A 5,690-nucleotide genomic window follows, 5' to 3' on the forward strand; every position below is an offset into this window, starting at 1 on the left:
CCCCCGCGAACCCTCCCTCACTCCACCCCGATGAGCAGCAGCGCCCCCTGCCGGCCGCCCCGATAAACCACGGTGTCGACGGCCAAGTACCCCTCACGGACCCGCCCTTCGAGATAGGACGCGATCGTCTCGGGCGCCTCGTCGCCGAGGACGAGGGTGACCATCTCGCCGCCCGCCTGGAGCATCCGGTCGATGACGGCCTCCGCGGTGGCCGTGACGTCCGAGCCGATCACGGCGACGTCGCCGTCGATGAGGCCGAGGACGTCGCCGGCCTGGCAGATGCCGGCCATCGTCCAGGACTGGCGTTCCGCGACGGCGAGTTCGGCGTACCGGGTCGCCCCCGCGGCGGACGTCATCGCGACGACGTCCTCGTCGAACCTGCGTTCCGGTTCGTGCACGGCGAGCGCGGCGATGCCCTGGACCGCCGAGCGGGTCGGGATCAGGGCCACGCGGATGCCCTCCGAGCGGGCCTGTTCGGCCGCCGCAGCGGCGGTGTGGCGCAGGTCGGCGTCATTGGGCAGCAGCACGACCTCGCGCGCGTGGGCCCGCCGTACCGCCTCGACGAGTTCCCCGCTGACGGGTGGCTCCCCGGGCCGCGCGAGCACGGTGGTGGCCCCGGCCTCGCCGTACAGGCCGGCCAGCCCCTCTCCTGGCACGACGGCCACGACGGCCCGCTGTACCCGCTCCCGGGGCGGCCGTCCGACGCCACCGGTGTGGACGTCACCGACCGCGAAGTGCGTGATCCGGATCCGGTGGGGCCGCCCCGCCTCGACACCTGCCTCCACGGCGGCGCCGGCGTCGTCGACATGGACGTGGACGTTCCACAACCCGTCGCCCCCGACCACCACGAGCGAGTCCCCGAGCCGGTCGAGCCGCTCCCGGAGCCGTGCGACGGCCGCGTCCTCGGCCTCCAGGAGGTAGATGACCTCGAAGGCGGGCCCGGAGGAGTCATCCGCGCGCTCGTCGGGTCCACCGGCAGCCGGGACCACGGCCACCTCGGAAATGACCTCGGAAACCGCCTCGGACCGAGCCGGCACGCGCACGCGTACCGCCCCCGCCGCTCCCCCTGTCCCAGTAGAGCCGCCTCCCGGCGCCTCCCCCGTGAACGTCTCCACCAGCGCCCCGATGACCGCCACCAGCCCGCGCCCGCCCGCGTCGACGACGCCCGCGCGGCCCAGGACGGCCAGTTGGTCCGGGGTCGCGGCCAGCGCGGCCGAGGCGCCCTCGTACGCGGCTCTGGCCACCGTCCCGCAGTCGCCCCCCGCCTCCGTCGCGGCGTCGGCGGCGGCCTCGGCGACGGTGAGGACCGTGCCCTCGACCGGATGGGCCACGGCCTGCCGGGCGGCGTCGGCCGCGCACCGCAGGGCCAGGCACAGGCCGGGACCGTCGAGGCGGGCGCCCGGACCGTCCGCCTCGGCGGCCAGCACCTGGGACATGCCGCGCAGCAGCTGCGCCAGGATCGTGCCGGAGTTGCCGCGCGCCCCTATCAGTGCCCCGTGGGCCATCGCCCGGGCCGCGTCGGCCGGCGTCGGAGCCCCGGCGGTACCCGCCGGTCCGGCCCCCGTCTCGTGGCCGGCGAAGGCCGCCTCGACCGCCGCGTACGCCGACTCCAGCGTCAGATAGAGGTTGGTGCCGGTGTCGCCGTCGGCCACGGGGTAGACATTGATCGCGTCGATCTCCTCGCGCGCCCGCCCGAGCGCGGCCAGCGCGAGTCCGCACCAGGTGCGCACCGCGAGAGCATCGAAGAATGTCTGCGGCACCTGCGGCACCTGCGCCTCCTTGAGCTGCTGGACGTGGCACGCAGCGTAGACCCCGGGTGAATGCCGGGTGGCCCGGGGCCGGGAGTGAAGCCCTGATCAGCCATGGTAGTTTCGTTGTACTGGCGCAGTCGTTGTATGCTGCTCCGGTTGCCCGATCGAGACAGCCATCCCAGATGGTCGTCGCACATCGGGCCTTCCTCCTGGCAGCGCCACTCAGATCCTCCGATCCTGATCCCGGCATGCCGGGATCAACCCGTAAGAGCATCTGAAGTCTTTGGAGTGACCCGTGGCTGCCAACTGCGACGTCTGCGGCAAGGGGCCGGGCTTCGGCAACAGCATCTCCCACTCGCACCGCCGTACACCCCGTCGCTGGAACCCGAACATCCAGCGCGTACGTACCGTGGTCAGTGGGACGCCGAAGCGCGTGAACGCTTGCACCTCGTGCATCAAGGCCGGCAAGGTCTCGCGCTGACGATCAGCTAGCGCGCGGCCACTGCTGGTTCGCTGCACAGAGCCGGTCCACCTCGGTGGGCCGGCTTTTTGCCGTACCCGCCCGTACCGCCCATACCCCGCCCCGTACGTGTGGGGCAGATGCCCTCTACCCACGGAACCGCCAGCCGTGGTCCACCGGTCCGATCCCGCCGCCCAGCGCGAACCCGGCCGCGATCGCGCCGGTGACGTACTCCTTCGCCGCCGTCACCGCCTCCGGCACCGACTCGCCCTTGGCCAGCCCCGACGCGATGGCCGACGCCAGGGTGCAGCCCGTACCGTGCGTATGCCGGTTGTCGTGGCGCGGGGCGCGCAGCCAGTGCTCCTCGGATCCGTCCGTGAGCAGGTCCACGGCCTCCCCGGGCAGGTGCCCGCCCTTGATCAGCGCCCATTTCGGCCCGTACTCCAGCACGGCCGCTGCCGCCTCGCGCAACTGTCCCTCGGACTCGACGCGTACGCCCGTGAGCTGGGCCACCTCGTCGAGGTTCGGGGTCGCCACGGTCGCCGCCGGAAGCAGCAGCGTCCGTACGGAATCCAGCGCGGACGCGGCCAGCAGCGGGTCGCCGTGCTTGGAGACGCCGACCGGGTCGACGACCGTCGGAACGCCCGTCCCGGCGATCAACTCGGCGACCGCCTCGACCAGTTCGGCCGAGGCGAGCATCCCGGTCTTCACCGCGGTCACGCCGATGTCGTCGACGACGCTGCGGTACTGGGCCCGCACCGCCTCCACCGGCAGTTCCCAGGCGCCCTGTACGCCCAGGGAGTTCTGCGCCGTGACCGCCGTGAGCACACTCATGCCGTGTACACCGAGCGCCAGCATCGTCTTCAGGTCGGCCTGGATTCCGGCGCCGCCGCCGGAATCGGAGCCCGCGACCGTGAGAACCCGTGGGAGTCCGGTCACGACTCGATGTCCGCGAAGTGGTCCCAGCCGCCCTTGCTGGTCCAGGGCGCCCCGTCGACCGTCACCTGGGGCAGCGCGGAGGGGTTGAGGACCTCGCCGATCACCTTCCAGCGGGCGGGCAGCTTCACGTCGGGCGGGAAGGTCGCCACGATCGCGTGGTCCTCGCCGCCGGTGAGCACCCACTGCATGGCGTCGACACCGACGGCCTGCCCGATGTCGTGCATCTGGGACGGGATGTCGATCGCGCCCGACCGGATGTCGATCCGGACCTTGCTGGCCTCCGCGATGTGCCCGAGGTCGGCGATCAGCCCGTCGCTCACGTCGCACATCGCGGTCGCGCCGAGGCCGGCCGCCGCCGGGCCCGCGTGGTACGGCGGTTCGGGACGACGATGGGCCTCCACGAAGGCGCGCGGCGAGCGGAAGCCGCGCGACAGCACCGCGTGCCCGGCCGCCGACCAGCCCAGCCAGCCCGTCACGGCGACGACGTCACCGGGCTGCGCGCCACCCCGGATGACCGGCTCGTGGTTGCGCAGATCGCCGAGTGCGGTGATCGAGACCATGATCGTGTCCCCTCGTACGACATCACCACCGACCACCGCGGCGCCCGCGACCTGGGCCTCGTCGCGCAGTCCGTCCATCAGTTCGGTGGGCCAGGTCACGGGGAGTTCGGCGGGCACGACCAGACCGAGCAGCAGCGCGGTCGGTACGGCGCCCATGGCGGCGATGTCCGCGAGGTTCTGGGCGGCTGCCTTACGGCCCACGTCGTACGCGGTGGACCAGTCACGGCGGAAGTGCCGCCCTTCCAGGAGGATGTCGGTACTCGCCACGACCCTGCGGTCGGGCGCGGCGACCACGGCGGCGTCGTCGCCGGGGCCTACCCGGACCGCCGGGGTGGTGGTGAGCCGGGAGGTGAGCTCCCTGATGAGCCCGAACTCCCCCAGTTCGCCCACAGTGCCCTTCATAGTCGTACGTCCCCTTCTGGTGCTGTCCCCGTTGCTGCCCTTGCCCGATCGCGAGACCCCGCGGGCCTCTGTACGGTCGAGGTGACCGTCAACCTGTGCTGCGTGTGCGCCCCGGCTCGGGTGTCCCGTCGCCGCAGGTCTCCCCGTGGTGCGCGGCGACGCGATACCGTGGCGTTCCTTTTCCCCACATGATCCTCGTGGCCGCCCTGGAGGTTCCGTGGTACAGGCGTACATCCTGATCCAGACCGAGGTCGGTAAAGCGTCGACCGTCGCCGAGACGATCAGCAAGATCCCGGGGGTGACCCAGGCCGAGGACGTGACAGGACCGTACGACGTGATTGTGCGCGCCCAGGCCGACACAGTGGACGACCTCGGCCGCATGGTGGTCGCGAAGGTCCAGCAAGTGGACGGCATCACCCGCACCCTGACCTGCCCGGTGGTGCACTTGTAGCCCCCGTCTACCCTGTGCCGGTGAACTTGTTCCGCCACCGGCCGCTCGCTCTGCCCGCACTTGCCCTGTTGATCGTCGTCACGGGTTGCTCCTCAGCAGACGACAGCGCAGCGGTCACGGTTCCCGAGCCGGACGGGAAGGCCACGAAGCTGTGCCGGAACCTGGACAAGGCGCTGCCGGCGAAGGTGGACGGCCTGAGCCGCGACGACCCCGAGCCCCGGTCCGCACTGACCGCGGGCTGGGGCAGCCCGGCGATCATACTGCGCTGCGGTGTCGTACGACCGCCCAAGATGACCGACCCCAAGGTCGCCACCGGTGCGGATCCGGATGCGGTGGGGGGTGAGGTGAACGGGGTCGGGTGGCTGATGGAGAAGCGGGACGACGGGTCGTCCCGGTTCACCACTTCGTCGCGGCTGGCCTATGTGGAGGTGACTGTTCCGTCGGGGCGGGACACGTCGGGAGCACTTGTCGATCTGGCTGCCGCCATCAAGAAGACGGTTCCTGAAGGGATTGCCAACTAGGCGCCGTAGGGGCTTGGTTGCGTTGTCGAGTACCCGCCCGTCGTGGCTTGTCGCGCCCACGCGGCGGAGCCGCACATCAGATACGGCCCCGCGCGTCTACAAGGCGCTTTACCTCAGGCCTGTTGAACGGCGCAGGGCCGCCTGCACCAGGCGGTCCACCAGCTCGGGGTAGTCCACGCCCGTCTCCTGCCACATCCTCGGGTACATGGAGATCGGGGTGAAGCCGGGCATCGTGTTGATCTCGTTGATGACGAACTCGCCGTCCTCGGTGAGGAAGAAGTCCGCGCGGACGAGGCCCTCGCAGGAAGCCGCGTCGAAGGCCTCGACCGCCAGGCGCCTGACCTCCGCCGTCTGGTCCTCGGTGAGCGGGGCGGGGACGATGCCGTCGGCCGAGTCGATGTACTTGGCCTCGAAGTCGTAGAAGGCGTGCGCCTGTACAGGCGGGATCTCGGCCGGTACGGAGGCACGCGGGCCGTCCTCGAACTCCAGCACCCCGCACTCGATCTCGCGTCCGCGCAGTGCGGCCTCGACGATGATCTTCGGGTCGTGCCGCTGGGCCTCGGCGATCGCCTCGTCCAGGCCGCTCAGCTCGTCGACCTTGGTGAT

7 protein-coding genes are annotated in these 5,690 nt (G+C 71.5%); 3 read left to right on the forward strand and 4 right to left on the reverse strand.

Features of this window, described 5'->3' with window-relative positions:
* Positions 1–17: 17 nt before the first annotated feature.
* Positions 18–1,769: a DAK2 domain-containing protein gene (locus STRTUCAR8_RS15815; protein WP_006376795.1), complete on the reverse strand. Its 1,752-nt coding sequence runs from the start codon at positions 1,767–1,769 to the stop codon at positions 18–20.
* A gap of 277 nt (positions 1,770–2,046) precedes the next feature.
* Between STRTUCAR8_RS15815 and rpmB the strand changes: the two genes are divergently transcribed.
* Positions 2,047–2,232, forward strand: a complete 186-nt coding sequence (gene rpmB / locus STRTUCAR8_RS15820; RefSeq protein ID WP_006376789.1) for a 50S ribosomal protein L28 — start codon at positions 2,047–2,049, stop codon at positions 2,230–2,232.
* Positions 2,233–2,358: 126 nt separating this feature from the next.
* Here the strand turns inward: rpmB and thiD are convergent, their stop codons facing one another.
* A complete protein-coding gene (thiD, locus tag STRTUCAR8_RS15825) occupies positions 2,359–3,150 on the reverse strand; it encodes a bifunctional hydroxymethylpyrimidine kinase/phosphomethylpyrimidine kinase (RefSeq protein WP_006376790.1) in 792 nt (263 codons plus the stop codon).
* Complete coding sequence (locus STRTUCAR8_RS15830) at positions 3,147–4,112, reverse strand: thiamine-phosphate kinase (RefSeq protein ID WP_006376788.1); 966 nt, start codon at positions 4,110–4,112, stop codon at positions 3,147–3,149. Before STRTUCAR8_RS15830 ends, thiD begins: the two co-directional genes overlap by 4 nt.
* Before the next feature lie 217 nt (positions 4,113–4,329).
* Here STRTUCAR8_RS15830 and STRTUCAR8_RS15835 point away from each other — a divergent pair, with 217 nt between their 5' ends.
* Together STRTUCAR8_RS15835 and STRTUCAR8_RS15840 are read left to right on the forward strand one after the other, a co-directional pair.
* Complete coding sequence (locus STRTUCAR8_RS15835; RefSeq protein ID WP_006376792.1) at positions 4,330–4,563, forward strand: Lrp/AsnC family transcriptional regulator; 234 nt, start codon at positions 4,330–4,332, stop codon at positions 4,561–4,563.
* A gap of 20 nt (positions 4,564–4,583) precedes the next feature.
* Positions 4,584–5,084, forward strand: a complete 501-nt coding sequence (locus STRTUCAR8_RS15840; protein WP_006376794.1) for a DUF3515 domain-containing protein — start codon at positions 4,584–4,586, stop codon at positions 5,082–5,084.
* A 108-nt stretch (positions 5,085–5,192) separates the two neighbouring features.
* On the opposite strand, the gene STRTUCAR8_RS15845 is transcribed toward STRTUCAR8_RS15840, so the two are convergent.
* A partial coding sequence (locus STRTUCAR8_RS15845; protein ID WP_006376793.1) for a D-alanine--D-alanine ligase occupies positions 5,193–5,690 on the reverse strand: 498 nt, incomplete at its 5' end.

Origin of the sequence: Streptomyces turgidiscabies Car8, from assembly GCF_000331005.1 — a bacterium.
Lineage (GTDB): Bacteria > Actinomycetota > Actinomycetes > Streptomycetales > Streptomycetaceae > Streptomyces > Streptomyces turgidiscabies.

What these genes read in the sequence shown, in the direction of transcription:
- STRTUCAR8_RS15830 (WP_006376788.1), bottom strand. Translation starts at nt 4,112, where the DNA reads ATGAAGGGCACTGTGGGCGAACTGGGGGAGTTCGGGCTCATCAGGGAG.